This window comes from Pseudomonas sp. 10S5 (assembly GCF_035019745.1).
Lineage (GTDB): Bacteria > Pseudomonadota > Gammaproteobacteria > Pseudomonadales > Pseudomonadaceae > Aquipseudomonas.
Genome location: NZ_JASJVL010000008.1, coordinates 1 through 25,849 on the forward strand (window position 1 = coordinate 1; position 25,849 = coordinate 25,849).

Consider the following 25,849-nt stretch of genomic DNA (forward strand, 5'->3'; position numbering starts at 1 on the left):
TGTGAGAGTAGGTCATCGTCAAGATTAAATTCCAGAACCCCTGATCGCTTACGCGTTCAGGGGTTTTGTTTGTGCGCCTAATAAATTTAGCTCATGAGAATAGCTTGAGTACGTTGTTCATTGCATCGTCGGCAAACCCCTGCAAGAACGCTTGAAATGCTACAGGCGAATCAGGCCAGTCAGCAGAGGGTTCGCCCACGATGCTCCAAGTTGCGATGCAATGCTCATCCCCTTGTGGTATTACCGACATGGACGCCCAAAGGTTGCCGACGGGCAATGTGGTGTAGATCAAGGACCACGTCATAAAAAGCGCTACATCGTCACGTGAATTGAGCTGCTCAATGACTACATTGCCGTCCTTGAAAAGCTTTTTGCGCACAGAGCGAACGCCAGTGCCGTTCATCTCGCAAGAATCGAGAGCTGGGATAAATGCTGGAAATCCTGCGAAGTTGCCGACAACCTCCCACACACTTCGCGCATCGCTCGGGATGCTTACAGCAGATACTACTCGCTCATTATCCAGATTTTTGATCAGCGTATCGGGCCGCAGAAGGCCTAGACTATTGATCTGATTCATTTTTTTCTCCATCAGAATGATTAGATAAAGTCGATTTCTTTCAGGTAATCGCAGCCTTTGCGCAACAGCGCATCGGTCTTCAACGGATAACGCTCGCCCATCTCCTGTATACCGGCTTGAGCGTTCTCGTACTTGATCGTGGAAATGTCGCCGATGTCTTCTTCAAAGCCACCGAGATAGAAGCCCAAAACGCCGAACAGCGCATTTTGGCTATCCACTCGACGCAGCTGTTGTTGCCATTGGGCGACACCCACCATTTGGAAATCTCGGCCTGCCGCGCGGAATGCAGCCACATAGCGACTCCAGCTCAGAGGCTCAGGATTATGCAGATTGAATATCGCGTGATTGGGCTGATAGCGCCCGGCTTGGAAGCCGATAAAGCGAGCAAGAAAATCCACCGGCATCAGGTCGAAATTCATGGCGAACTCTGGAACCTGGCCAAGCTGGATTGACCCTTTAAGCATGAGCATGAGCCGATTTTTATGAGGCTGACAAACGCCGGTTACACTGTTGAACGCAATATTGCCCGGCCGGTAAATATTCACCCAAGCCCCTTGGTCCCGAGCACTTTGAAGAATGCGCTCAGCAACCCACTTAGAAAGGTTATAGCCGTTCTTGATATAGATAGGCGGAGTGCTAGCAGCTGCCTGTTCTAGTACATTGCCTACTGTGTCGACTGCACTAGACGCCGAAAGCGTCGATATGAAATTAAAGATCTTCTTGCTGCGGCCCTCACACAACCGCAAGCATTCAAAAATGGGTTCGACGTTGTCTTTGATCAGCGCTTCATAGTTCTGGACATGGTTAACATTAGCCGCGCTATGCACCAAAACCCCGAAGTCACAATCAATGCGCTCATACACTTCAGGACTTAGGCCCAATAGCGGCTGCGTAATGTCAGCGGGGTAGACAGTCACTCTGCTGAAGTCCAGATGGTCCAAGCGATTTTCCCTTAGCGCCTGCGCGAAGCGTTCCTGGGCGTCTAGCCCGCCGCTTTCACGGACTAAGCACACTATCCCGGAGGCTCCCCATGCCAATAGCGCTTCTACAATGTGTACCCCGAGAAAACCGTTAGCTCCCGTGACCACAACCTTGTGTACATCGCCTAACTGACTAACGGGCACACTCGTCAATTCAAGGTCAGGATTGGCGTCTCGCAGCGCTCGCGGGCTGACGGTATAGCTAGACGATTGGGTGCCATCGTTATCGATAAGCGCTGCTAACGTGAGCAACGTAGGAGCCTCAATAAAGCGATTGATCGAGACACTGCGTCCAAACTGTTCGCGAATGTCCAGTAGCATCTGTGACAGCAGAATCGAGTGACCTCCAAGGGTAAAGAAACTTTCATCAGTGGAAATGTCGCCCGCTGGCATCTCCAGCAAATCAGCCCAGAGATCCAACAACTGTCTTTCAACCAATGTCTGCGGCAAACGCCGCGCCAATCCGTCAACGAAACTCACGGGTAGCTCCAGCAACGCTTTGCGATCAACTTTACCGTTGCTGGCGAATGGCATGTTCATCAATTCGGTGTAGGTCGTGGGTCGCATGTAATCCGGTAATTGCTGTTCAACATGTGTTCTGAGCGATTGGCGAGAAGGTTCTGCCTCGCCTTGAGGTTGCGCGACAAACGCCAGAATGCGTTGCTGCGCATCAATCACCACCGCAATCTGTCGATACAGCTGACTGGCGCGCAGGCAATGTTCAATCTCTTCAGGTTCGACTCGAAAACCGCGAATCTTCACTTGATTGTCGCGCCTGCCGCACAGCTCGATACCCTCTGCAGTCCACCTCCCGATGTCACCGGTGCGATATACCCGTACATTTCGGCCGTCCGGCATTCCAAGCGTAGGATAACGATCTTCGGTTAATGTCGGATTGTTCAGGTAGCCCAGACATACCCCAGGTCCAGCAATAAACAGTTCGCCAGGCGTATTTTCCGGTACTGGCTGAAGTTGCTCATCGAGGATGTAAATTTGGCTGTTTGCTATCGGCTGGCCCAAGTTTCGATTGCTGCTTCCCGGCTCGAAGAGCCTCGACGTAATCAGCACTGTTGCTTCGGTGGGGCCATACAGGTTGTAGAAACGGCATTGCCCGGCGAGCCGCTCAATGACGTAAGGCTCGCAGACGTCCCCCCCAGTCATGAGGTGCTCAAGACCCAGCGGTTGATCCAGCGGAAGGATGCTCAGCAACGCAGGTGGTAAAAAAGCATGGCTGATGCCTTGCTTAATCAGGTTGATCAGCAACAACGGATCGCGCCGCTGATCTTCGCTGGGTACCACCAGTTCCGCGCCACTGAGTAGAGTCGGAAAAATGTCGATCACCGATGAATCGAAACTCAGCGTCGAGAATTGAAGCACGCGGCTATCTTCGGACAGGCTCACATGCTCGGCGTACCAGGCTGTGAAATGGCTAAGATTGCGCTGACTCAGCAGCACGCCTTTGGGGTGCCCGGTGGTGCCGGAGGTATAGAGCGCCATGCATGGCGCGTTGGAGGCGGGTCTTTGGCGCATGAGTGAGCGAGTAGGATCGGTGTCGTCTGCTCCCAATTGGCTTATATCTAATCCCGGCCATTGATCACTCAGGGCACAGTGCCCGTCGTGCAGTAACAATATTGCGCCCGCATTTTCCAAGATATAGCGCTGACGTTGGAGTGGTTGACAGGGGTCTAGTGGCAAGTACACAGCACCGCTGCCAAGAATCGCGAGAATACCTGCAAACAATGCCGGTGACTTCGGCAAGCAAATGCCAACCACGGGTGGGCTTTCATCGGGCGCCAACATGCGTTTTGATAACAAGGCCAGAAGCCGTTGCTGGATTGCCAGGCTATGCGCATGCAGGGTGCCGTATTTGATTTTACGGCCTGCGATGTCCAGCGCGGTCCGCTCGGCAAACCGTAAGAAACTCTGATCCAGTCGCTCCACTAAGGGTATTTCGGCTAGGGCCAACAGGTGCAGTTGATCGGTGCGGTTGAAGTGATGATCGAAGGCGAGCTGCTCAAGCATCTTTAAGCCGTGTTGTTCCGCTAAGTGCGAAGCTCCGGCTAAAGGTGCGCGAAGAAAATACCCCCCGTCACGGGCCAAACGACCGATATCTACCGCGACCGTATCCACCAGCGTCGCAATGGCTGAGTCGCGTAGCATTCGGCCATTGCCCGAGCAATCAGCTGTAAGTGGAATTCGCGATATCAATCGTTGCGCCTTGGCCGTACCGAACCAACAGAGCAATTCCAGCCGCGGTAAACCTTCCTTTTTGAGCGGGCCCACACCGACGCGGAGACTCAAACGGGCCTGCGCGGTGAAAGCTGTTTCCTGCGCTAAAGTCAAAATAAGGCTCTGGTCTTCAATGAGCAGGCACCCTTCGCTAAAAAGGCAATGATCAAGATTTTGCTCTGCCGTTAGGCGGTATACACAATGCCCATGCTGCTCCAACTCCATAGCTAACTCATTCAAAGCCAGGCTATGACCTAAGAGTGCAATCTCCAGACGTTTCATAGCGGGCTCCCTTGGTTAACCGAGTGGCTTGGCAGATAATCCTTTAGCGCTCGCCGGACGCAGGGCGCATCCAGCATCGAGCTGCTTTTGAAGAAGCGCACAATGTTGCCCACCATCGGGTGATGGCGATTAATCGGAAAGGTCACTGCCTGGGTTTCGTTTATGAGTTGTTGCTTGATCATGTCGGCAATGGGCAGATGATCAATCAAGTCGTAATCGAAGCCTTTCTGGATGTCGTTGATCAGGTATTGCCGGATAAAGACCGGCATGATCTGTGCGATGCATTCGCGATCCAATTCTGGTGTAGCGTTCCAATAAATGCTCACCAGTCGCGACCAAAAACCGGAATGTCTACCTTCGTCGAGCAAATGGTCAGCCATCAGCCCCTTGATCGATTGCTTCACTGAGTCGTCTTTGGCAAAGGCGGCCACATCGTTGGTCACCGTATTCTCGGCGATGGCCACGCAAATCAGTTCTACGGCACCGCGCAGGTGTTCGGGGGCTAAAGCCAGTGCACTCGGAATGGCTCTGCTCAATTCAATTTCACCTGGCAAATCGATCGGCTTAATACCGGTCAGGGCAATGGTTTGTTGCATGAAATCCATCGCGACCAACGCGTGGTAATCCTCATCCACTACAACCGTCATTGCGTCGTAACGGCATGCAAAGGGGAATCGAATCGGAAAGCTATTTTTGGCGATACAACGGGCTGTTTTATCGACGATTTCCGTCTCGAAAATCACAACATCGTTAATAAATTTATAGAGGCTCTGCACCAACGCAAAATCACGCAGGTGAGGACATTCGCGGCTAAACGTTTCACTGAGTACTAAGGGCTGGCGGCTCAACGGATAAATCAGTTTTTCGTCGTTTTCGACCACTCGGCGGGGGCGTGTGCGAATCGTTGCGCGCGCCTCCCAAGTATCGGCGAATGACACATAGTTTTCGGCGTTCATGCGTTGGCCTCCATTTGTTCGGTGCGCATGCTGACGCGCAGCCTGTCCCAAAACACGATCCGGCTCTCTACGGCTGCAATGGCCGATTCGTAAACCTCGCGCTGACGTTGCTCGTCGCCGTCAATCAGGCTTGCTAACAGTGCTTCGGCTGCCGGGCCGTGGTCTTCGGCGTCGACTTCGATGTGGCGTTTCAGGTAATAGCGCAAGGTGGGTGCTTGCTCGGCGGTGATGTTCCAGTCGTCGAGGATGCGCTTGAACATCAGCGGAATGACGCTCTCCCGGCCATGTAAGAAAGCGGCGGCGACATGGTGGACAGGGGCACGTAACGCAGTGTTGAGGGTCTGTTTGACGAAGCCGCATGCGGCTTGCCCTGCATTGACACTACGCAGCGCAGCTTCATAGCCGACGCCCTTCTTTTGCAGCTCAACAAAACGCTCAATCGGGTGAGTATTGGCGCCGACCTCCCGCATAGCGTCCAGGTACAATTCGAAATGGCTACAGTGACCTTGGGTCAGCGTGTTGTCCGACTCCTCACCCAGCACGATCTCATTGATCAGTCGCGCAGCCTTCGGGTCTTTCGGAGGTAACCACGGCAGCTGCATACACGTCAGCTCTTGCTGCAGCCGCTTGGTCAAAGACATGAAGTCCCACACTGCAAATACATGCGTTTCCATGAAACGTCTTAGTACAGCGATCGAGTCTATTTCCGAAAAAATAGGGTGAGTGCCAAGTTCCGATTTTTTACAATCGAGAATATATTTTTGTCCAGTCATGAAAGAGTCCTTAGTTGGAAAGACAAGTCACTACTAAACCAGGTAGTCATAACAGCGTAACGATACCTGTCCATGTTAGGGGCAAACTAAACTATTAGGGCATTACCCTAATATAAACTGTGGGCTCGCGCAGTACCCTTATCTAGAGCCTTGCCAGTATTGCATAACGTCGAAACGGTACGGTTCGCTGCGAAGCTTTACTAACTACGAATAAAACTTAAAACACTTTAAAAGCGGCAGGCAAGTATTTTTTAAATTATTTTTTATTCGATGTTTTTCGAATGATAGTCCCCTAATAAAATCAATTGGCTTGGTTTTATTTGGGTGTGAGCCTACCTTCCGACGTATTAAAGTCAGAACAGTTATTAATGAGTAAATACTGCACCCATCATTGCTCAGTGGCGAAAAGTTATATTTTGATATTTCGGGCGACTGGCTTTGCCCGTTCGACAAGCTCCTTGGATGTCTCCATGTGTTTGAACATCCTGCGGGGTGCCAGCGAAATCTGCCTGTAGGCAATTACCCTCTGGCTATCCATGCCTTTTATTACCAAGGTCCAATCTTTGTCTGATTGCGGGCACACGCTTTCCTGCACCGGAATAAAGGCTGCGACAGTAACGAATGGATCGGAGTCGCAATGTCGCCGATAAAGAAAGGCGTGCAATGCTAAATGTAAAGACGACAGTGAAGCTTATTTATCGGCGGGGCGCCGTAAATATGGGGGCGTCCCGTGATTCCCCGGTTCGAGAACCGCAACCAACCCGGCGGGCTCTGTCTATCGCCAGCTCCGTGCAAGCATCAATATCGTCTCCGGGCGCAAACAGTCAGATACGGTTTCCTTTGCGCTCGCCGACAGTTCTCGCAGACACCGGAAGATTGTCCTTTAGGTATCGATTAATCGCGTCCACGCCACGATTTAGGTGGCGCTCCAACAGATTCACAGCTTTATCGGTCGCCTTTTCAGAAACGGCATTCAACAGCGCCCAATGGTCGTCTTGCGCCAGTTTTCCTAGGCCCATGGCCGAAAGATTGAATCGCAGAAACCGCTCCTCTTCTTTGAGGCCTTCATCAATCAGGCGTAACAGTTTCGTATTAGGCGCTTTGGCATAAAGTGCCATATGGAAAAGACGGTTTAATCGGCCCATCTGGCTGTAGTCGATTTCGACTTCAAGCATCTCGATAAAACCACTTGCAACGGCGATATCGTGCTTGTCCAGCAACGGGATCGATAGCCGCAGTGCTTCGGACTCCAGCAATCGTCGCAGTCCATACGCCTGCGTCGCGTCGTCGCCCACCAGTGGAGCGACGACGGCACCTTTATGTGGTTCAACGCGCAATAGTGATTGCGCTTCCAACTGACGTAACGCTTCTCGAACCGGCATGCGGCTAACGCCAAATAACGTAGCCAATTCTTGCTGGCGTAGAGCCATGCCGCTGGGAATGCGGCCATCCAGAATGGCGTTGCGCAGCTTTTCCTCAATGACGGTTCTGGCTAGGTGAGACGGCGGTTGCTCATGTCCCAGGATGGAACTCAAATAGGTCTCGTTGTCAGGTTTTTGCATACCCATACTCCTATAGCAATGGGGTCAGTGGATCGATCCTCACTAGGAAGTGCCAGGATGCTCGTAGAGCTTTTTAAAAATAGCCGGTAAATGGTCGGCAGCTCGATTTTATTTGAGCGTTTCTGATTCAGAAAAAATACAGAATCGTTTCCGCTCCGGCTAACCGCGTGATCAGGTGCGAAAAATAGTTTACAGCGCGTTTTTAAGCCCTCGCACACTAGACATCTGGTGAGCGCTGATTGAGCGATGCCATTGTTTTCTGCAGGGCAAACCCGCACCATCCAGCAGTTACCGGTACCGTACGGACTAACTCCAAGTGGCGGCAAGTTTTCCTTCTAATTGGTCGAGAGGCGCCCGACGTTTTGGGTGTTTGACCTTCTTCGCGCTGCTTCTGGTCGGTGCAGTCTGGGCGAGCGGCCTGGAAGTCGATTGGAATTTTCGCGCTATCAGTCGTAATGCTGAAACGTTATATGGTCCTTTAGGTGAAGGTCGTTATCGAATAGACGCTTGGCAGCGGCTATTGTCGACAGAGAAACAAGCCAGTGAAAAAGAAAAACTCGAAGTAGTTAATCAATTTTTTAACCATCAGATCCGTTACGTAGAAGACATTGATAATTGGCACCAGGTCGATTACTGGGCTACCCCTATTGAGTCGCTTTGGAAGGGCGCCGGTGATTGTGAGGACTATGCGATCGCCAAGTATTTCAGCCTTCGGCGCTTAGGAGTGCCAAACGACAAATTGCTGATTACCTATGTTAAAGCCCTGCGCTTGAACCGTGCACATATGGTGTTGACATACTACTCAAGCCCTAATGCCGAACCGCTAGTACTCGACAGTCTCATCAATGAAATCAAACCAGCCAGCCAACGAATTGACCTACTGCCGGTCTATGCCTTCAACGCCGAAGGTCTTTGGTTGCCAGGCGTCAAGGGTAATAAAAGGGTGGGTGATACGAAACGATTATCACGCTGGCAAGATGTGTTGAGAAAGATGCACGCCGAAGGTTTTCCGGCCGAGCCTGATCTCTAGGGGAGAGTCCTGATGTCTCTGTTTAAACAGTTAATGCTAGCAATCTGCCTTTTTCTGGTCGTCGCCTTTAGCGGCAGTTTCATGGTCAGCGTTGAAAGTTCGCGGGCGCAATATGTAAATCAATTGCGCTCCCATGCGCAGGATGCTGCGACTTCTCTGGCGCTATCGCTGACGCCTAATATAGACGACCCAGCAATGATTCAGTTAATGGTCACTTCTATCTTCGATAGTGGCTATTATTCGAGTATTCGTGTCATAGACCTCGCCACCGAAAAGGTCATCGTTGAGCGCTCCGGCGTAGCCGACAGCGCCTCCGTACCGACTTGGTTCGTCAAGCTAATAGGTCTTGAAGCAGCAGGCGGTGATGCCATTGTCAGCCGTGGCTGGCAGCAAGCGGCTCGCGTCGAGGTTGTTAGCCATCCGATGTTTGCATTGGCCAAACTTTGGGACAGTGCGCTGGGTAGCCTTGGTTGGTTACTGGCCTGCGGTCTGGTCAGTGCGGTGTTGGGCGCTTTATTATTACGCCGACAGCTTAAACCCCTCGATTACATGGTTGCGCAATCTCACGCCATCGCTCGACGTGAATTCCTGAGCCTGCAGGAACTGCCGCGCACCCCCGAGCTGCGTAGAGTGGTCCAAGCCATGAACCAAATGGTTGAGAAACTTAAAGCGCTGTTCCAAGAAAACACTGATCGCAGCGAAAAACTACGTATTGAGTCTTATCAGGACAGTCTTACAGGCCTAGCCAATCGTCGCTATTTCGAAATGCAGCTCAACGCTCAACTCAGCAATCAGGAGGACGCCCGCTCGGGTTATCTATTGTTGTTACGTATCCAGGACCTGGCCGGCTTGAACCAGCGAATGGGCGGCAAGAGCACGGACCAGCTGCTTCAGGCGGTCAGTGAGCAACTTATTCGGCAATGCTCACATTACCCGGAAACCACGAACCGGATTACCCGAATTAGAGGGGGTGAGTTTGCCGTCTTGGCCCCCGGCATGATGAGGGCCGAAGCCCTGCAATTGGCGCAAGATCTGGAAGGCTCGCTGCTAAGTCTCCAGGCCACCGGAGCATCGGACGTTAGTCCCGTGGCTCATATTGGTCTGGCGCCCTACAGCCCTGGCGACTCGCCGCAAACACTGCTGGGACTAGGGGATCAAGCGTTATCTCAAGCCGAAATCGAGGGTGAGCGCAGTTGGAGTTGTATCGAACACAGTGCAGTCGTCAGTTTGGGCGACGATCAGCATGCCTGGAACTCGTTGCTAGATCAGGCGCTGACTCAGCGGCGTTTTCAGCTGTTTTTCCAGCCTGTCGTAAGCAGCGGCAATCCGGAACAGGTGCTGCAGTACAAAGTGCTGTCCCGTCTGCTGGATGACCAGGGGCAGACGATTTCCGCTGGGCGGTTCCTGCCGTGGCTGGAGCGCTTCGGCTGGTCGATGCGCCTGGACCAGCTGATGTTAGAGCTAGTTCTGCAGCAGATGCCTCAGCATGAGCAGGCGCTGGCCTTAAACCTCTCAGCAGCGACGTTGGCTGATCCTGTGGCGCTGAATAAAGTATTCGAAACATTGAAACAGCATTCGCGATTAGGAGACAGATTGACGCTTGAGGTGGGTGAGGAGCAATTGCCCTCGCAAGAAGTGCTTGAGCAACTTTCCCGTCGCCTGCGCGAGTTGGGATTCTCACTGGCGGTGCAGCACTTCGGCGGTCGTTTTAGCATGATTGGCAACTTGGCCCAGTTGGGACTTGCTTACCTGAAAATAGACGGCAGCTATATTCGTGCCATTGACGAAGAAAGTCACAAGCGTCTGTTTATCGAAGCCGTTCAGCGTGCCGCGCACAGTATTGATTTGCCACTAATCGCCGAGCGTGTTGAAACTGAGGGGGAATTCAGGGTCATTCGCGAGATGGGTATACAAGGCGTACAAGGTCAGCTATTTGGACGGCCGGCGCCATGGAGTTAAACGCCACGAGGATTGACCCCCTATCAGATCAAACCTGTCTCATCATCGTTTATTAAATGACTCAAGCCGCCGAGGGCTTCGCGGGCCTGGGTCCGATCCATCACCTTGGCTTGTGCAGCTGGCGGTAAATCGGTGACACGAATTACCCCCTTGCGGGTCAAAACCTGAATTAAGTCATCAAGTACCCGAATCATCTCCATGTCGCTTTGCTTAAGTTGACTCAAGCGACTATCTACCACTTTGTTAGCGTACCAAGCTTGGATTACATGGTCGTCGGGCGGCAACATATCAGTCGATTCGGCAAACGGCGCAGCCTCTACACGAACAAGTACACCCTGAGCATCGCGTTGAACGTAGAGCATTGGAAATCCCTCATCGAATTGAACAGATGACCGCGTCGGTGCTTACAGCATAGGCGTTTGGCGCAAAGATGCTGAGTCGATGCACGAGGGGTAGGAATGATACTTTTTCTGCGGGGGCCAATTTATTCGAGAAGGGAAAGCGCGCTATACCTCACTCACTGCGCTGCTGTTTCCGAATAAGCTCGGCCCCATAGACGCCGAATCATTAACCTATCAACGCACAACTCGACCCGACACAAAATGCGCAACGTCGTTGTAGCCCGGTGTTGATGCGTGCCCTGGTGTCACCAGCGAATCAATGAATGCTTCGTCTTCCGTGGTGATTTTGACGCTATGGGCTTTGATGTACCCGTCCCACTGTTCCTCGGTGCGCGGCCCAACGATGGCAGACGTAACCGCCGGATTATTCAGCACCCAGGCTATAGCGAACTCGACGATGCCGACGCCTTTCTCTTGGGTGTACGCCTGAATTTTCTGCGCGATACGCAGCGACTCAACCCGCCACTCGGTTTCAAGAATGCGCTTGTCCTGACGTCCCGCTCTGCTGTTGCTGTCAGGCGTGACATTCGGTGCATATTTGCCACTCAGAACTCCACGGGCTAAGGGGCTGTACGGTACGACACCAAGACCGTGGAAGGTGGCTGCCGTAATTTGTTCAAGCTCGGCCTGGCGATTGGTTATGTTGTAGAGCGGCTGGGTGATCACCGGTTTATCCACGCCCAATCGCTGGGCGATATTAACGATTTCAGCAATACGCCAGCCTCGGAAATTGGACACGCCCCAATAGCGGATCTTGCCTTGACGCAGCAAGTCGCCGATGGCCGAAACGGTGACCTCCAGCGGCGTAGTGTGGTCCTCGCGGTGCAGGTAATAGATGTCCACATAATCGGTGCCCAACCGGCTCAAACTAGCGTCGATGCAGTTGAATATATGCTTGCGACTCAAGCCGCTGTTGTTCGGCGTGATGCCGGGGTGAGGGGATCCGACCTTGGTTGCCAAGATCCAGTCGCTGCGGCGTGACGCAATGGCCTCACCGACGATCTCCTCAGAACGCCCATTGTTATAAACGTCCGCTGTATCAATGAAATTGACACCTTGATCCCAGGCTTTGTCGATAATGCGCAGGGACTCTTCGGTGCCGGTTTGCTCACCAAACATCATCGAGCCTAGGGTCAACGTGGACACGCGTAGGCCGGACTGGCCGAGAATTCGATAAGTCATGCTCAAGATCCTCTTCAAATGGTGTTTAAAGGAGGCAACGGAGTTGCGGCGGATTATCGTAACCACCGTCCTCAATCCTTCTACCTTTGTCAAATACCGCAAAGCGATGCTGACTATCGATTGCTATATCGCATTTTCCTATCGTTTTAAAATGAGCCGGGCAGACGCCTCGGGTTGAAGGCAATGCAGATACTGGGATTATGAGCTGACGATATGTTCTTAAAACTCAGGCAAACCCCACGCTGCTAGCGGAAACTCCTCAAGCGACTGCAGGCACAAATCGGCATGACGGTATTGCTCGATAGGCATATGTGAGTCAGGCACCGCGACCGCAAACATCCCCGCAGCTTTGGCCGCCGTTACGCCAAACGGAGAGTCTTCGAACACCAAGCAATCCATTGGGTCCACGCCCAGGCGGCGGGCCGCGACCAAGAAAATATCAGGCGCAGGTTTAGCGGCACCGACTTCCGGGTCGTCAGCAGTCACAACCGTTTCGAACAGCTCGAACCATTGGCGGTGCAAGGTGGTTTTAGCGTTGAAATAATGAATCGATGAGCTGGTGCCTACCGCGATAGGGATGTTGTGCGCCGCCAAGTGACGGACCAGCGCCTCGGCACCTGCCATAGCGGCGGCGTGCGGAAAACGTTCGTCCAGCAGCGGTTCGCGAACGGTCAGGAACTCATCGATGGACAGCGGTAAGTCCAGGGCGCCAATTACGTAGCTGGCAAAATCCCGCGCGCCACGGCCAATGGTGTTCTGCTTAAGTGTCCAGTCAAACGAGCGACCGTAGCGGTTTGCAATCATGTCAGTGACTTCGGTGTAAATTCCCTCGGTATCCAACAGCAGACCATCCATATCGAAAATAACAGCCTTGATGGAGCCAAATTTCTGGAACTGCTGAGTCATTTCATCTGATCCCGTTTTCAAATCCGGACACCAGCCTACCTTCCGGGGGAAGACCGTGGCTAGCGGCGGATGATAATCTGCTCCGCTTACCGATAGCCAAGCACGCGGGAGAAAGATGAAAAAATCAGTGAAGATTGCAATGGGCGTTGTCATCGCGGTTGGTGCATTGAGTTCTGCCGGGGCTTGGTACACCGGTACTCAGCTGGAAGGCGTTTTGCACACGGCAATCGCCGAGGCCAATCGCCAGATTAAATCCTCCCTTAACGGTTTTGATGGCAGCGTGACGCTGGAACTGGTCTCCCTGGATCGCCATGTGTTTAACAGCACAGCGCACTACCGGGTAAATATCAAAAGCGCAAAGCTGGGCAAAGGTAACGAAAATATTGAGCTGTTGTTCGTCGACAATGTCGAACACGGGCCGCTGCCATGGTCGCGGGTGAAGTCGTTAAACCTGATGCCGATCATGGCGGCCAGTAATTACGAGATCGAGAAAAACTCGGTTACCGAAAAATGGTTCGCCCTGACCAATGGGGCCGCACCGCTTAAAGGTCACACCGCTATAGGCTATAACTACTCCACTGAAGGCACGCTTGAGCTTCTGCCTTTGGATATTGATTCGAAGAGCGGCACGTTTAAATTCTCCGGGATCAATCTGTGGTTGCAGGCCAGTGCCAACGCCGAAAAAGTTAAAGTCACGGGCCTACTCGACAGCTTAATAGCCAATATGCCTGCGGAGCAGGGCCAGGTAAGTTTCAATATTCACAACTTATCCTTTAATACAGGCGGGACCAAAGGCGCTTCAGGTTTCTACCTGGGACACAGCGACTTTAAAATTGCCCAGTCAGGCATCCAGATCGGTGATAAACCGCCGGTGGAACTCAAGAATTTTGTCAATACCAGCTTGGTGCAGGAAGAGGGCGGTAATCTTTCTGCGCAAGTGGCCTACGATATCGACATGATTAACTATGGCGGCAAGGACTTTGGTACAGCGCAAATGTTGTGGAAGTTCGGCAACTTTGACGTAGCATCGACTCAATCGCTTTACACGCTTTACCAGAAAAAAATTCAGCCGCAACAACAAGCCGCCGCCATGGCTGGCGTACCATTAAAGTTGCAACTGAGCGATGCTGACCAGGCGCAGATGAATACTGAATTGGCGAAACTGTTGGCCGCCAAGCCGCACATTGAGCTCGAAAAAATCTCACTTAAAACTGCCAATGGCGAAAGTCATTTAAGTGTTGCTATGGACTTGAATAATCCAGGTTTGCTTGACCAGCCGGTGCCTGATCTGGTCAATAAAATGCTCACCAAACTGGATGCCAAATTGCTGTTGTCCAAACCGATGATCAAGGATCTGGCCACCCAGGTAGCCGCCCTCAACGGTCGGACCGATCTGAAGGTCATCGAGCAACAGGCGCAGGGAGCAAGTGAGGCTGTGGGCGTTATGGCAGTCATGTCGCAGTTAGCCAAGGTCGAAGGTGAAAACGTAGTCTCCAATTTGCACTATGCCGATGGCATGGCGGACTTTAACGGCCAGAAAATGACGGGCATACAGTTGGTTAATTTGATCGGGAGCAAATTTACCGCAATGAGTGGCGCAGGGCAGTAAGCGATACGCAAGAACTCCTGCGGGGGTGGAGGTGAACCTTGTTTTTTGCAAGGCCATGGGCTGGCGATACGCCTTAGGTATTAGTGTCAAAAGCTGTCTCGTCAGGTAACATTTTCCCGCGTTCGACTTACGGGATTCCGATGGACACCTTTCAAAATATGCGTGCTTTCAGTTTGGTTGCCCAGACAGGAAGTTTCACCGCTGCAGCAGAGCTTATGGACAAAACAACGGCCAATATCTCCAAGGCCGTTTCCCAATTAGAGGCTCACCTCCATACCCGTCTCCTCAATCGAACCACTCGGCGAATAGCCCTGACGGAAGCCGGAAAACGATATTTGGCTCGTTGCGAGCGCATCCTCGAAGACATTCTAGATGCTGAAACCGAAGCCAGTGTCGCTCAAGCCAAGCCGGCCGGAAATCTGAAAGTGCATGCCATGTCGGGCGTCGGCACCCATTACGTGATTGCTGCCATTGCGCGCTACCGTGAGACTCATCCAGAAGTAACTTTTGATCTGACCCTTTCCAATAAGCTCCCGGACTTGCTGGAGGAAGGCTTTGATGTCTCGATTCTGATCGCTAGCGACCTACCGGACTCTGGCTTCATTTCGCAGCGACTCGGCATTACCTATACTATTCTTTGCGCTTCACCCAGTTATATTGAAAAAAATGGTCAGCCGAGCTCGCCTGCAGAGTTGCTTGAACACGATTGCTTGCGCATTGTTAACGCTGCGATTCCTCAGGAAAAGCTGATTTTCAACGGCCCGGATGGCGAGGAAACGGTGATCATTTCTAGGTTTCCGTTCCATGTAAACACTGCTGATGCCATGACAGTGGCCATTCAAAGCGGCATGGGCATCGGCGTTCAGCCGGTCTCTTCGGCGATTGATGGCCTGCGCAACGGAACGCTGGTTCGGATCCTGCCTAGGCACCGGTTGCAAGAGACGAACCTCTATGCGGTCTACCCGTCACGGCAGTTTCTGGATGCGAAAATCAAAACCTGGGTCGAGTATCTGCGTGAGTCGGTCCCGCTTTTTTTAGCTGCACATGAAGGCGACTTGAAGACTCACACGGTCTATTAGGCAGGCTGTCTTGCGACAATTCTCGCGACCCGTTCCAGCGCAATTTTTAGCTGCGACCTGTCACTCGCGGCACACAAGCTGATGCGTATCGCGTGAATGTCGTTTTGCTTTACCGCGAACACCTCCGCTGGCACTACGTCGACGAGGTCTGCGCGGCAGGCTTGGGTTAGCGTCATCGACGGCAGGTCGCTAGTGATCCATACATGGGGAGAAGGGTTTAGTTGCTGGTACAACGCGTCCCCAAGAATTTTCTTCGCTAAACGCCAACGCTGGATAGTTTCTTCTGTCTGCCACTTCAATCGGCGCTGTGCGGTACCGTCGCTTATCCACTGACTGGCGATGCCCAGACACAGCGGTGAAATGCCCCAATGAGTGGCCTGTGCGTGGGGATCGATTAGTTCGAGAACCGATAGGTCGGCCGCCATCCAGCCGACGCGCAAACCGGGCGCCACTGTTTTTGACAAGCTGGTGACCAGCAGGCCGCGCTTGCCCAGCAGTCGGATCAGTGGCGGCGTAGTGGTCAGTGCGCCGTATACATCGTCCTCAATAATCAACAAGTCGTGCTGGTGTGCGACCTCGGCGATTTCCAATTGGCGTTGTAATGACATGATGGTCGATGTCGGGTTCTGCAGCGTGGGTGTGAGTACTACGACTTTTGCGCCGGTCGCGCGCGCCATGCGATCAAGCTCGTCTGGGATGATGCCGTGGCGATCAAGGGCAATTCCATGCAGCGGTAAACGTAATTGGCGACCCGCCGCCTTGATACCTGGTGCAGTGAACGCCTCCACTAACACCGGCTCACCTGGCTGACAAAGCGACAGCAATGCCATGAACAACCCGTGCTGAGCTCCGTTGCAGAGCATGACGTTCTCCGGCGGCACGTTCAGGCCCCGAGCGTTCAGCCACGCCGCGCCTTGAGCTCGACCGAACGCTAAATGGTCTGCACTCAGGTAATTTTGTAGCTGTTGAGCTCGTCTGCCGTTGATAAGGTTGGAGAGGGCAGCCACTTCGTCCTGGCTGTCCTCATTGGTGACTGGCACGTTGGTCGATAAATCAATCACGTCCGAGCGCTCGCTGGGTTGCTTAAGCCGAAACAGCGTCGCTTCCTTGCTCCCGGCCAGCACATAGGTGCCTCGTCCTACTTCACCCGAGACCAAATGCCGACGCGCCGCCTCGCGATAGGCTTGCATCGTCGTGCTCGGGTTTAACCCCAGATTCCAAGCCAAACGTCTTTGCGGTGGCAACCGTTCACCCACGGTAAGCTCACCGCTTTCTATCGCTTTGGTAATTGCCTCCACCAACGCCAAGTATTTTGGTTGGCCTGAATCCTTTAGAGTCGGCGTCCACATTTATTGTTGCTCATGCAATATAAAATTTAACCCATACAATGCTCTGCGCCTAAGATCAGGTCAACCCGCCTCACTTACCTAAGCACGGTGCTCTATGTTTGACCTTATCGCGTTGCGCCAAGCTGCACATACTATCCGCCCCTTTATTCCTGCGACCCCGCAGTACGCCTGGCCACGCTTGGCTGAACGTTTGGGTTGCGAGGTGTGGGTCAAACACGAAAACCACGCACCGACTGGCGCATTCAAAGTGCGTGGTGGTTTGCTCTACGTTAAGGGCTTGCTCGCGCGCAAACCAAACGTGACTGGGTTGGTGACGGCCACCCGTGGCAACCATGGACAAAGTTTGGCGATGGCGGCCCGAAACGCAGGTCTGCCAATCATAGTCGTCGTACCCCTAGGCAACTCCCAGGAGAAAAACGCCGCCATCCGCGCTATGGGCGCACAGTTGATTGAATACGGCCAGGACTTCGATGAAGCCCGCACCGAAGCGGCACGGCAGGCAGAACAACACGGTTACGAAAGCGTCCCTGCGTTTCACCCGGATTTAATCCGAGGCGTTGCGACCTACGCACTGGAATTGCTGGAAGCAGTACCGAATTTGAAAACTGTCTACGTCCCCATCGGCATGGGTTCGGGCATTTGCGGGTTGATCCAGACGCGGGATTTGCTGGGTTTGAAAACCGAAATTGTCGGCGTCGTCTCCGAACATGCTGACGCCTATGCCCTAAGCATTGAGCAAGGGAAAATTATCGCAACCGACACGGCCAATACCTTCGCCGACGGTATAGCCTGCCGCATCCCTTTACCGGAAGCATTCGAAATAATCCGCAACGGTGCGGCACGGATCGTTCGCGTCAGCGAACATGACATTGCCAGCGCTATCTGCATTTTTCACGAAGACACGCATAACACCGCAGAAGGGGCCGGGGCAGCGGGGTTGGCGGCGCTGGTGAAAGAGCAGAGTCGGCAGAATGGGCAGAAGGTTGCCGTGATATTGAGCGGGGCGAATATTGATCGTGAAGTTTTTGGGCGGGTACTGGGTGGCGCAGTGAACTAACTTCGCCGCCTATTGAAGCTGCTGCGCAGCAGATACGGTCCCAGTGAGGCGGGCTTGCTTGCGATAAACTGCGTAACAATCGTAAATCAAGTCGCTTGATTTTCAGTTGGAGCTGGCTTGTGTGTTCGGGGCGACGTTGTTCTGTCGCGGTTAAGTTCGCCCCTAAACCAGCTTGTAAGCCTGTTATCTAAAGCCCGACATCCAACTGCTTTGCCAGCTTTTCAATAAACTCAATACAGTCATTTGAGCTGGTATCAACTACAAACTCTGGCGTCAGAGGCGCTTCGTATGGGCTGTCGATCCCGGTAAAGTTTGTGATTCGTCCTTCTTTCACTGCTCGATAGAGACCTTTTGCATCACGGCGGGCACATTCGGAAAGAGGGGTGCTGACGTGAACTTCATAGAACTCATTGTCGGCAAAGCCTTGCCTGCTAGCGTCCCGATCTGCGCGAAATGGCGAGATGGCAGAGACAATAACAATCAGACCTGCGTCCACCATGAGTTTGGCCACTTCACCGATGCGCCGCACGTTTTCATGGCGATCTGCGTCAGTCATGCCCAAGTCTTGGCAGAGTCCTTGGCGCAGCCGATCACCATCCAATAGATAGCTGTGCATGCCACGGGCTTGTAAGGCTTGATCCAGTTGGTTGCCCAATGTGGATTTGCCCGCACCGGACAAACCGGTAAACCAGACGCAGCAAGCGCGTTGCTGCTTCATGCTCGCCCGAAGTGCTTGGCCGACAGCCAGTTTGGGCGCGATGATCAGGGGTAATACATTATTATTCATAGGAGAAAAGTTCGTAATCACGGGCGTATACCTCGCGCACTTTGCGCCGGGATGCAGCAGAGCAAAAGTCGCGGTTTTCGTCGTGTTTTCCTGGGCTACGGTTGATATGCTGGAGCTCGGCTTTAACATTCAAGTGTTCGCACAGCGACAGAAAATCGGGGATGAGGCTTTCTTGCCGGCCAATGAAATCAACGTCTATTGAACCTATCGAGTTTTCTAAAAAACGATGCTGTGGGACGAAATGTATTTGTTTTGAAATGTTTTCCGGGTGCAGCCAATTGTCGATAAACGCGTCGAAACTGGGGTATTTATTGACCAGCTCAAAGGCGGCTTTATCACGCCGTTGAGTATTGTTTAGCAGGTAATTATAAGCCGACCAAGCGCGTTGCAACGGATCACGCACGAAGCCAAATTTTAGATAGTGCGCGTAACGTTCTGGGAATTGCTTCTCATACCAATACAGCGGCATGTGGCCGGTAGGGGTGTCGCCAAAAAGCGACATTGCGACGCTGCTGCCCGCGCATTTGGGGACGTGGATGAACACGCATTTAAGCTCGTCGAAGACCTGAGGAAATCGGATTCTGCCAGAAAGCGCTTTATCCACGACCTGCCTGTCAATTATCGAAAGCCGCTCAAGCAATAATTCTCGCTGCACCTTTGGAATCAACTTCCAAAACAAGCGGGTCATAGCGGTGGCCTGTAACTTCGGATTAATTAGTCGCCATGATACAGGCAGGAAATTCCGTTCGGTAATATTTGCACACAATTTACACTCAAATTGTAGCCGGCGGAAAATGTGAATTTTTCGTCAAAAAAATATTAGTAATTGTAGGCATTAGTGAGCGACATCGGCCGTCGCTGCATCGCCATCGTAGACGGTTTTTGTCGCTGCTTTGATCACATCAGGTTGCTACCAATGGGCCGAGGACGCTGATGGCTCATGTGTACCGCATCGGGTTGTGAGTCCCCGGAAGGGGCACGATTTACCGAATCTTACGGGCAAAGAATGGGCGTTATTTGAGGAGTTGCAAGATTAGCCGGATTCGGGGCGGGTTGTGATTGAAGCAGTAATGGGGTTGGATGTGTAGAGCTGGCGTTGCGCGAGCGGTGTGATTGCTTTGAGCGTGTTCGTCACCGTAGACGCTGCAGAAGACTGCTATGGTGGTGTGCCACTCAACAGACCATTCGCTCTGTGGATACTGCTCAAGTTACTGAATTCACTGATATGTTTCCTTTGAAAGAACCGCCGAGCTGACGTGTACAGATGGCGCTGCCGGTTGTCGACGAAAGGTCTGAATCGTCAATCACGCACATGCTCGTTTGGATACCTAAACCTATGAATGCGCTGTGCAGCATGCTATTTATGATCAAGAAAATTAAGTGATATCAAAATGGCATCATTCTAGAGGTGAGCCTTTTTGCCTGCTATTCAGCTGTACCGACAAACACTCACGATTAATTTATATCCGCGACGGCTCTTCGGGTCCGAGTCAGGAGCAACTGCATGCGCAATAAAATATTTGGCGAACCAGTCATTCTGGTGGTTGACGATCAAGCTACCGACATCAGAATTCTGACAGAGGCGGTGCGCGATCTAGGTCAAGTATATTTTGCTATCGATGGTTGTTCCGCATTGGAAGCAGCCCGGCGCTGGCGACCCGATGTCGTTTTACTCGACATCCAGATGCCAGGTATGAATGGTTTTGCGGTGTGCAAAGCGCTCAAGTCCGACCCGAAGACCTGTGACAGTGCTGTTATTTTCGTGACCTCCCACACGCAAACTGAAAACGAGCTAAGGGCCCTCGATTACGGCGGTGTCCATTTTTTGCAGAAGCCGCTAAACATTCCGGTAGCTCGTGCGCACATCAAGGCGCATATCGCACTTCGTAGTGAAGCAAAAAAACTCGCCAACCATGATGCGTTGACTGGACTTCCCAACCGTACCTTGTTGTACGACCGCACTGATCAGGCGATGCAGCAAGCTCGGCATAGCGGAGGACAGGTCGCCTTGCTAATGATCGATTTGGATAATTTCAAAGCGATCAACGATGCTGTCGGCCATGCGATCGGTGATGGGGTATTGCAGGTGATCGCCACTCGCTTGAATGACTATGTGCGGTCGATCGACACGGTTAGTCGCGAAGGCGGGGACTCGTTTATGGTCCTTATGCCGGAAGTCGAGAATTTCGATGCGGTGGGTGATTTTTCTGCGCAGCTGCTCTCGATCATCAGCAAGCGGATTTGTGTTGAGGATCTGTACTACGAAGTCTCGGCGAGTATTGGCATTGGTTTGTTCCCAGATGATAGTGACACGCTGGAGTCGCTGTATTGGCATGCCGATACAGCCATGTATCAAGCAAAGCAACAAGGTAGAAATCGCTACTGTTTCTTTTCGGCAGAAATCGAAATCAGTATGCGTACCAGGCACCGGCTTGAGCTCAGTATGCGAAGCGCTCTAGAAGATGGTGACTTTCAGGTGTTCTACCAAACTAAGGTGGACGTCAGGACCCGCCAAGTAGTTGGCATTGAGGCGTTGGTTCGATTGTGCCGTAGTGGCGTCGTTGTGCTTCCAAATCAATTCATTCCGCTGGCAGAGGAAACGGGATTGATCATTCCCATTGGGGAGTTTGTTCTCAGGCAGGCCTGTTACGACACCAAGTCGCTGTTCGAGCGCGGTCACGCAATTCCGGTTAGCGTCAATATTTCAGCCAAACAATTTCAGGTCCGCTCATTCCTTGAGACGGTTAAGGCCGTTCTCGAAGAGTCGGGGCTGGAGCCCAACATGCTGGAACTGGAAATAACAGAAGGTGTTTTAGTCCAGGATATCCATACCACCTGCGAAACACTGTCGGCGCTGAGGGATATGGGGGTACGCATTTCGGTGGATGATTTCGGTACGGGATATTCAAGCCTCGCGTACTTGAAGCGCTTTCCTGTAGACACTTTAAAAATTGATCAAAGCTTCGTGCGGACCATGATGGAGGACAAAAGCGATGCAGCCATCGTTGCCACGATTATCAAGCTCGCCCAGGTCCTTGGGCTGGAGCTGGTCGCGGAGGGTGTAGAAACCGAAGAGCAGGCGCAGGCGCTCTTATTGTTGGGCTGTCATGTCATGCAAGGCTATCTCTATTGCCGTCCTATACCGTTTCTCGGACTGTCTGTTCTCCTCGAAAAGGCAAATAGTGGAGACGGTCAAGGCCCCGCGCTTGCTCATGAAAAAGGGCCTGCGCAATGACGACGGTTTCTGTTGGAATCCAATAAGATGAACAAGAGTAACGGCGTGGCCCTCATCAGCCTTGGGGGGTTCTTGACGCTGTTGATTGGGTTATTGACGACGGCTTTATGTACGTGGGGCTTACGCGAGGCCAATGACACTCAAACGCGAGCAGCGGTCCAGTTTGAAGCACTCAAAGCAGCCGATGCGGTGTCGGATCGATTGAGGCTCTATGAGTACGGCTTACGCGGCGCGCGCGGGGTCGTGTTAACTGCGGGCGAGCATCTGATTACATACGACGCGTTCCACCGTTACAGCCGGACGCGTAACCTGAGCGCCGAATTTCCAGGAGCAAGAGGCTTTGGCTTTATTCGTAGGGTTCCGATGGCGCAAGAAAAAGCATTTCAGGCGGCGGTAAGAGCCGATGGACAGCCCAACTTTTTAATCAGGCAGCTTATCCCCCAGCCAGATGACCGTTTTGTAGTTCAGTACATTGAACCTTTAGATCAAAACCGGCGTGCTCTTGGCCTTGATATCGCTTCAGACCCTAGTCGTCGTGAGGCTGCGTTAGAAGCTATCCGTACCGGCAACGCGCAGCTCACTGCACCTATTACGTTAGTTCAGGCTAATGACAAGCAGCATCAAGGTTTTCTGATGCTTATGCCCATCTACCGAGATACGTTGATTCCTTCTAGCATCGCTGAGCGTGAGCAGAGTGCATTTGGCTGGAGCTATGCCCCATTGGTGATTGCCGACGTACTGGCAAGTTTCCCCGGACAGAATGATTCGGTCCATTTAAGGTTGATCGATATTACGGTGCCGGGGCAGGAGATAATGTTCTACGACAGCGGCACCGATTCGCCAGGTACACAAAATTTTGTCGCGTATAAATCCCAACTTAATCTGTACGGACGTCATTGGCGGCTTGAAATTACTCCTCACCCTGCATTTATTCAAGGGTTGCATTTAGTATCGCCTAACTTGATATTGTTCCTTGGGGTGTTCATTACCTTGTTGTTCACCGTACTCGTTGGCCTTGGTAGCGTAAGCCGTCAGCGGCGATCGTTAGTGGCTGCCCAGCAGACTTGGTTAGCGGCGATAGTTGAAAGCTCCTCAGATGGCATCATCGGGAAGACTCTTGACGGCATTGTGACAAGCTGGAATAAAGGCGCCGAGCAGTTATTTGGCTATACCTCTTTAGAAGCGGTCGGTCAGCCGCTGGCCAAGCTGATTATGCCAGACGGTTATGAGCGAGAGAAAATCGATATTCTAGAAAAAATCAGGCGGGGAGAACATATATCGGGCTTCCAGACTAAACGTCTGCGCCAAAATAAAAGTTTGATCGATGTCTCGTTGACCGTCTCCCCTATCCGTGATGAAACCGGATTAATTATTGGGGCCTCTAAAACGGTACGTGATATCACCGCTGAAAAAAATACCGAAGCAAAAATCTTAGAGTTGAACTCAAGTCTCGAAGAGCAGGTCATCCAACGCACATCACAATTGAGCGAGTTAAATATGCTGCTCGCCAGTGTTTTAGACTCCGCGTCTCAAGTGTCGATCATCGCAACGGACCTTGATGGCGTTATCAAGGTATTCAATAAAGGTTCCGAGAGGCTATTAGGTTACAAGGCCGAGGAGATGGTCAACAAGCACACACCATCGATCATTCACGTGCCCGAGGAAGTTGCGGCCCGCAGTTTGGAGTTAAGCGCGGAGTACGGGCAGTCTATAGATGGTTTCCGTGCACTTGTGTACAAGGCGAAAATCGAAGGGATAGCGCAAACCGATGAGTGGAGTTATGTACGCAAGGACGGTTCGCGTTTTCCGGTGATATTGGTCATAACCGCGATGCGCGATGTTAACGGTCAGCTCAGTGGCTACTTGGGTATTGCGATAGACATCACCGTCCGGCGAGAGTTGGAATCCAGCTTACGGCTCGCGAAGGAACAAGCGGATACCGCCAGTGCCGCCAAATCTTCTTTTTTGGCAAATATGAGCCACGAAATACGCACGCCGATGAATGCGGTATTGGGCATGTTGCAATTGGTGCTGCACACCGAAATGAATGTTCGCCAATACGAATATGTGACCAAGGCACAGACTGCCGCCAAGTCCTTGCTGAGATTGCTCAATGACATCCTTGATTACTCGAAAATTGAGGCCAACAAGTTACAACTGGACCTGCACCCCTTCGAGCTTGAGACGCTATTGTGCGATCTCGCCGTGGTATTGGCGGGCAACCAAAAGGTGGAAGCGGTCGAAGTGATGTTCGATCTTGATGTCGGACTACCCAAAGCGTTAATTGGAGACAGTTTTCGTCTACAGCAAATCTTGATCAACCTGGCGGGTAACGCCCTTAAGTTTACTTCCAGCGGTCAGGTAGTCATTAGCGTCAAAAAACTTAGTGACTCGTTGGAGGGAATCTGTCTACGGATTGCGATTACTGATACCGGAATTGGCATTAGTCCAGAACAGCTCGAACGAATATTTGATGGGTTTACGCAGGCCGAGGCGTCTACTTCTCGCCGTTTTGGTGGAACCGGATTGGGGCTCGTGATCTGCCAAAACATGATCAAACTCATGGGTGGCGTACTTAGAGTGGACAGCCAGCCAGGTATAGGCAGCCGCTTCTGGTTTGATGTTGCGCTGGATATCGCAAAAGGGACTGAGCTGCTGGCCGAAGAGGTTGTCGGCATCCCCACAATGCGTATTTTAATTGTCGACGACAACGCTATTGCCTGCGAAATACTGATGCATACCGTCACCGCTTTGGGATGGCAGGCGGATTGCGTAATGGATGGGGCGCTTGCAGTTGAGCGTGTCCGGGAGGCCCGAGAGCAAGGGCAAGGTTATGGCGTCGTCTTGATGGATTGGCGTATGCCGGGAATGGACGGTCTAAGCGTGGCTGAAGTCATTCGTCGCCAAGGTAGCAATCAGCCTCTGCCTATCGTGATTATGATCACCGCCTATGGTCGGGAGGCGCTTAACGATATCTATCAAGAGGGCAATGCACCTTTCGTTGGGATGCTTACAAAACCCGTAACGCCTCGGCAGTTGATTATCGCAATTACGGATGCGGTCAATGGAGCTCGGATGCCACACCCGGGAGCTTATTTTCCGGTATTTAAAAGTTCGACGCGTCTGGCGGGACTTCAGTTGTTGGTCATAGAAGACAACATGATCAATCGACAGATTGCTGAGTCGCTGTTTAGTAACGAAGGCGCTACTGTTAAATTGGCCGAGAGCGGCATTGCAGGCGTCAACCGGGTAATTGCAAATTCTGAGGTTTTCGATGCAGTGTTGATGGATATGCAGATGCCAGACATCGACGGCCTTGAAGCCACCAGGCGTATCCGTGCGGACCCGCGGTTCGCTAATCTACCCATCGTAGCGATGACGGCGAACGCGTCGAGAGCTGATCGAGAGCTGTGTCTTGCGGCGGGCATGAATGAACATGTGGGCAAACCCATAGACCTTGAGCAATTAATTGCGACCTTGTTATCTCAGACCGGGAAGTTGCCTGTTGGGGCGATCATGGAAGCGAAGTTAGAACATGACTGCATCCTGGAATCACGCGCGTCCGTGGCTCGGCGCATGGGGGGTAACCTTGAGCTGATTAGAAATGGACTAAAAGATTTTGGTTATGACATGCACCAGCAATTAGCGAAACTGCAATGCCTAGTTGAGAGCCAAGACACGACAGGTGCAAGGTCGGTCCTGCACGCTATCAAGGGCAGTGCGGGGACTATGGGCGCAATGGCACTATCATTACGAGCGGGACAGTTGGAGTCTCAGCTCCAGCCAGATGTTCAAGCGCTGAGCGATGTCCTGACAGTCTCGGGGCTTGAACAACTGCACGAGTTGATGATCCTTAGCCTTACACAAATGAATGTCCAATATGCAGGATGAATTTT

18 protein-coding genes are annotated in these 25,849 nt (G+C 52.3%); 7 read left to right on the plus strand and 11 right to left on the minus strand.

The genetic code is table 11. The annotated features are described in order from the left end of the window. Nucleotides 1-91 precede the first annotated feature (91 nt). The 5 genes from QN378_RS10315 to QN378_RS10335 all read right to left on the minus strand — a co-directional run bounded on the left by QN378_RS10315 (nucleotide 92) and on the right by QN378_RS10335 (nucleotide 7,359). On the minus strand, nucleotides 92-577 hold the full coding sequence (locus QN378_RS10315; protein ID WP_322205900.1) for an SRPBCC family protein: 486 nt from the start codon (nucleotides 575-577) through the stop codon (nucleotides 92-94). A 20-nt stretch (nucleotides 578-597) separates the two neighbouring features. Next, nucleotides 598-4,068 carry a non-ribosomal peptide synthetase gene (locus QN378_RS10320; protein WP_323551075.1) on the minus strand — a complete coding sequence of 1,157 codons (3,471 nt, stop codon included), beginning with the start codon at nucleotides 4,066-4,068 and terminating at the stop codon, nucleotides 598-600. Further along, the gene (locus tag QN378_RS10325) at nucleotides 4,065-5,024 is read right to left on the minus strand and encodes a diiron oxygenase (protein ID WP_322205898.1); all 960 of its coding nucleotides are present in this window, start codon (nucleotides 5,022-5,024) and stop codon (nucleotides 4,065-4,067) included. The genes QN378_RS10320 and QN378_RS10325 overlap by 4 nt, the downstream gene beginning before the upstream one ends. Continuing rightward, nucleotides 5,021-5,797 (minus strand): DUF3050 domain-containing protein, encoded by a 777-nt coding sequence (locus QN378_RS10330; protein WP_322205897.1) that lies wholly within the window; start codon nucleotides 5,795-5,797, stop codon nucleotides 5,021-5,023. Before QN378_RS10330 ends, QN378_RS10325 begins: the two co-directional genes overlap by 4 nt. An 824-nt stretch (nucleotides 5,798-6,621) precedes the next feature. Next, nucleotides 6,622-7,359 carry a GntR family transcriptional regulator gene (locus tag QN378_RS10335; RefSeq protein ID WP_322205895.1) on the minus strand — a complete coding sequence of 246 codons (738 nt, stop codon included), beginning with the start codon at nucleotides 7,357-7,359 and terminating at the stop codon, nucleotides 6,622-6,624. Nucleotides 7,360-7,729: 370 nt separating this feature from the next. On the opposite strand from QN378_RS10335, the gene lapG reads away from it, so the two are divergent. Both lapG and lapD read left to right on the plus strand, forming a co-directional pair. Then, nucleotides 7,730-8,389 carry a cysteine protease LapG gene (gene lapG / locus QN378_RS10340; protein ID WP_323552983.1) on the plus strand — a complete coding sequence of 220 codons (660 nt, stop codon included), beginning with the start codon at nucleotides 7,730-7,732 and terminating at the stop codon, nucleotides 8,387-8,389. Nucleotides 8,390-8,401: 12 nt separating this feature from the next. Further along, nucleotides 8,402-10,348 (plus strand): cyclic di-GMP receptor LapD, encoded by a 1,947-nt coding sequence (lapD, locus tag QN378_RS10345; protein ID WP_322205893.1) that lies wholly within the window; start codon nucleotides 8,402-8,404, stop codon nucleotides 10,346-10,348. 23 nt (nucleotides 10,349-10,371) lie between these two features. Here lapD and QN378_RS10350 read toward each other — a convergent pair whose 3' ends face one another. From QN378_RS10350 to QN378_RS10360, 3 genes are all read right to left on the minus strand, one after another. Then, a complete protein-coding gene (locus QN378_RS10350; RefSeq protein ID WP_322205892.1) occupies nucleotides 10,372-10,710 on the minus strand; it encodes a tryptophan synthase subunit beta in 339 nt (112 codons plus the stop codon). Nucleotides 10,711-10,923: 213 nt separating this feature from the next. Next, entirely contained in the window at nucleotides 10,924-11,931 is a 1,008-nt protein-coding gene (locus QN378_RS10355; protein ID WP_322205891.1) for an aldo/keto reductase, read from the minus strand. Nucleotides 11,932-12,150: 219 nt separating this feature from the next. Then, nucleotides 12,151-12,837, minus strand: coding sequence for an HAD-IA family hydrolase (locus QN378_RS10360; RefSeq protein WP_322205890.1), 687 nt, complete (start codon nucleotides 12,835-12,837; stop codon nucleotides 12,151-12,153). 115 nt (nucleotides 12,838-12,952) lie between these two features. Here QN378_RS10360 and QN378_RS10365 point away from each other — a divergent pair, with 115 nt between their 5' ends. Further along, a complete protein-coding gene (locus QN378_RS10365) occupies nucleotides 12,953-14,446 on the plus strand; it encodes a YdgA family protein (RefSeq protein WP_322205889.1) in 1,494 nt (497 codons plus the stop codon). Nucleotides 14,447-14,586: 140 nt separating this feature from the next. Then, complete coding sequence (locus QN378_RS10370) at nucleotides 14,587-15,525, plus strand: LysR family transcriptional regulator (RefSeq protein WP_322205888.1); 939 nt, start codon at nucleotides 14,587-14,589, stop codon at nucleotides 15,523-15,525. On the opposite strand, the gene QN378_RS10375 is transcribed toward QN378_RS10370, so the two are convergent. Further along, nucleotides 15,522-16,874, minus strand: coding sequence for a PLP-dependent aminotransferase family protein (locus QN378_RS10375; protein WP_322205887.1), 1,353 nt, complete (start codon nucleotides 16,872-16,874; stop codon nucleotides 15,522-15,524). The two genes, QN378_RS10370 and QN378_RS10375, sit on opposite strands and share 4 nt — an antisense overlap. A gap of 94 nt (nucleotides 16,875-16,968) precedes the next feature. Between QN378_RS10375 and QN378_RS10380 the strand changes: the two genes are divergently transcribed. After that, nucleotides 16,969-17,931 carry a threonine dehydratase gene (locus QN378_RS10380; protein WP_322205886.1) on the plus strand — a complete coding sequence of 321 codons (963 nt, stop codon included), beginning with the start codon at nucleotides 16,969-16,971 and terminating at the stop codon, nucleotides 17,929-17,931. 187 nt (nucleotides 17,932-18,118) lie between these two features. On the opposite strand, the gene cysC is transcribed toward QN378_RS10380, so the two are convergent. Beyond that, nucleotides 18,119-18,718 carry an adenylyl-sulfate kinase gene (gene cysC, locus QN378_RS10385; protein WP_322205885.1) on the minus strand — a complete coding sequence of 200 codons (600 nt, stop codon included), beginning with the start codon at nucleotides 18,716-18,718 and terminating at the stop codon, nucleotides 18,119-18,121. Beyond that, nucleotides 18,711-19,406 carry a sulfotransferase family 2 domain-containing protein gene (locus tag QN378_RS10390; protein WP_322206965.1) on the minus strand — a complete coding sequence of 232 codons (696 nt, stop codon included), beginning with the start codon at nucleotides 19,404-19,406 and terminating at the stop codon, nucleotides 18,711-18,713. The genes cysC and QN378_RS10390 overlap by 8 nt, the downstream gene beginning before the upstream one ends. 816 nt (nucleotides 19,407-20,222) lie before the next feature. On the opposite strand from QN378_RS10390, the gene QN378_RS10395 reads away from it, so the two are divergent. Both QN378_RS10395 and QN378_RS10400 read left to right on the plus strand, forming a co-directional pair. Beyond that, nucleotides 20,223-21,953 carry an EAL domain-containing protein gene (locus tag QN378_RS10395; RefSeq protein WP_322205884.1) on the plus strand — a complete coding sequence of 577 codons (1,731 nt, stop codon included), beginning with the start codon at nucleotides 20,223-20,225 and terminating at the stop codon, nucleotides 21,951-21,953. Between the two features lie 27 nt (nucleotides 21,954-21,980). After that, a complete protein-coding gene (locus QN378_RS10400) occupies nucleotides 21,981-25,844 on the plus strand; it encodes a CHASE domain-containing protein (protein ID WP_323549455.1) in 3,864 nt (1,287 codons plus the stop codon). Nucleotides 25,845-25,849 lie beyond the last annotated feature (5 nt).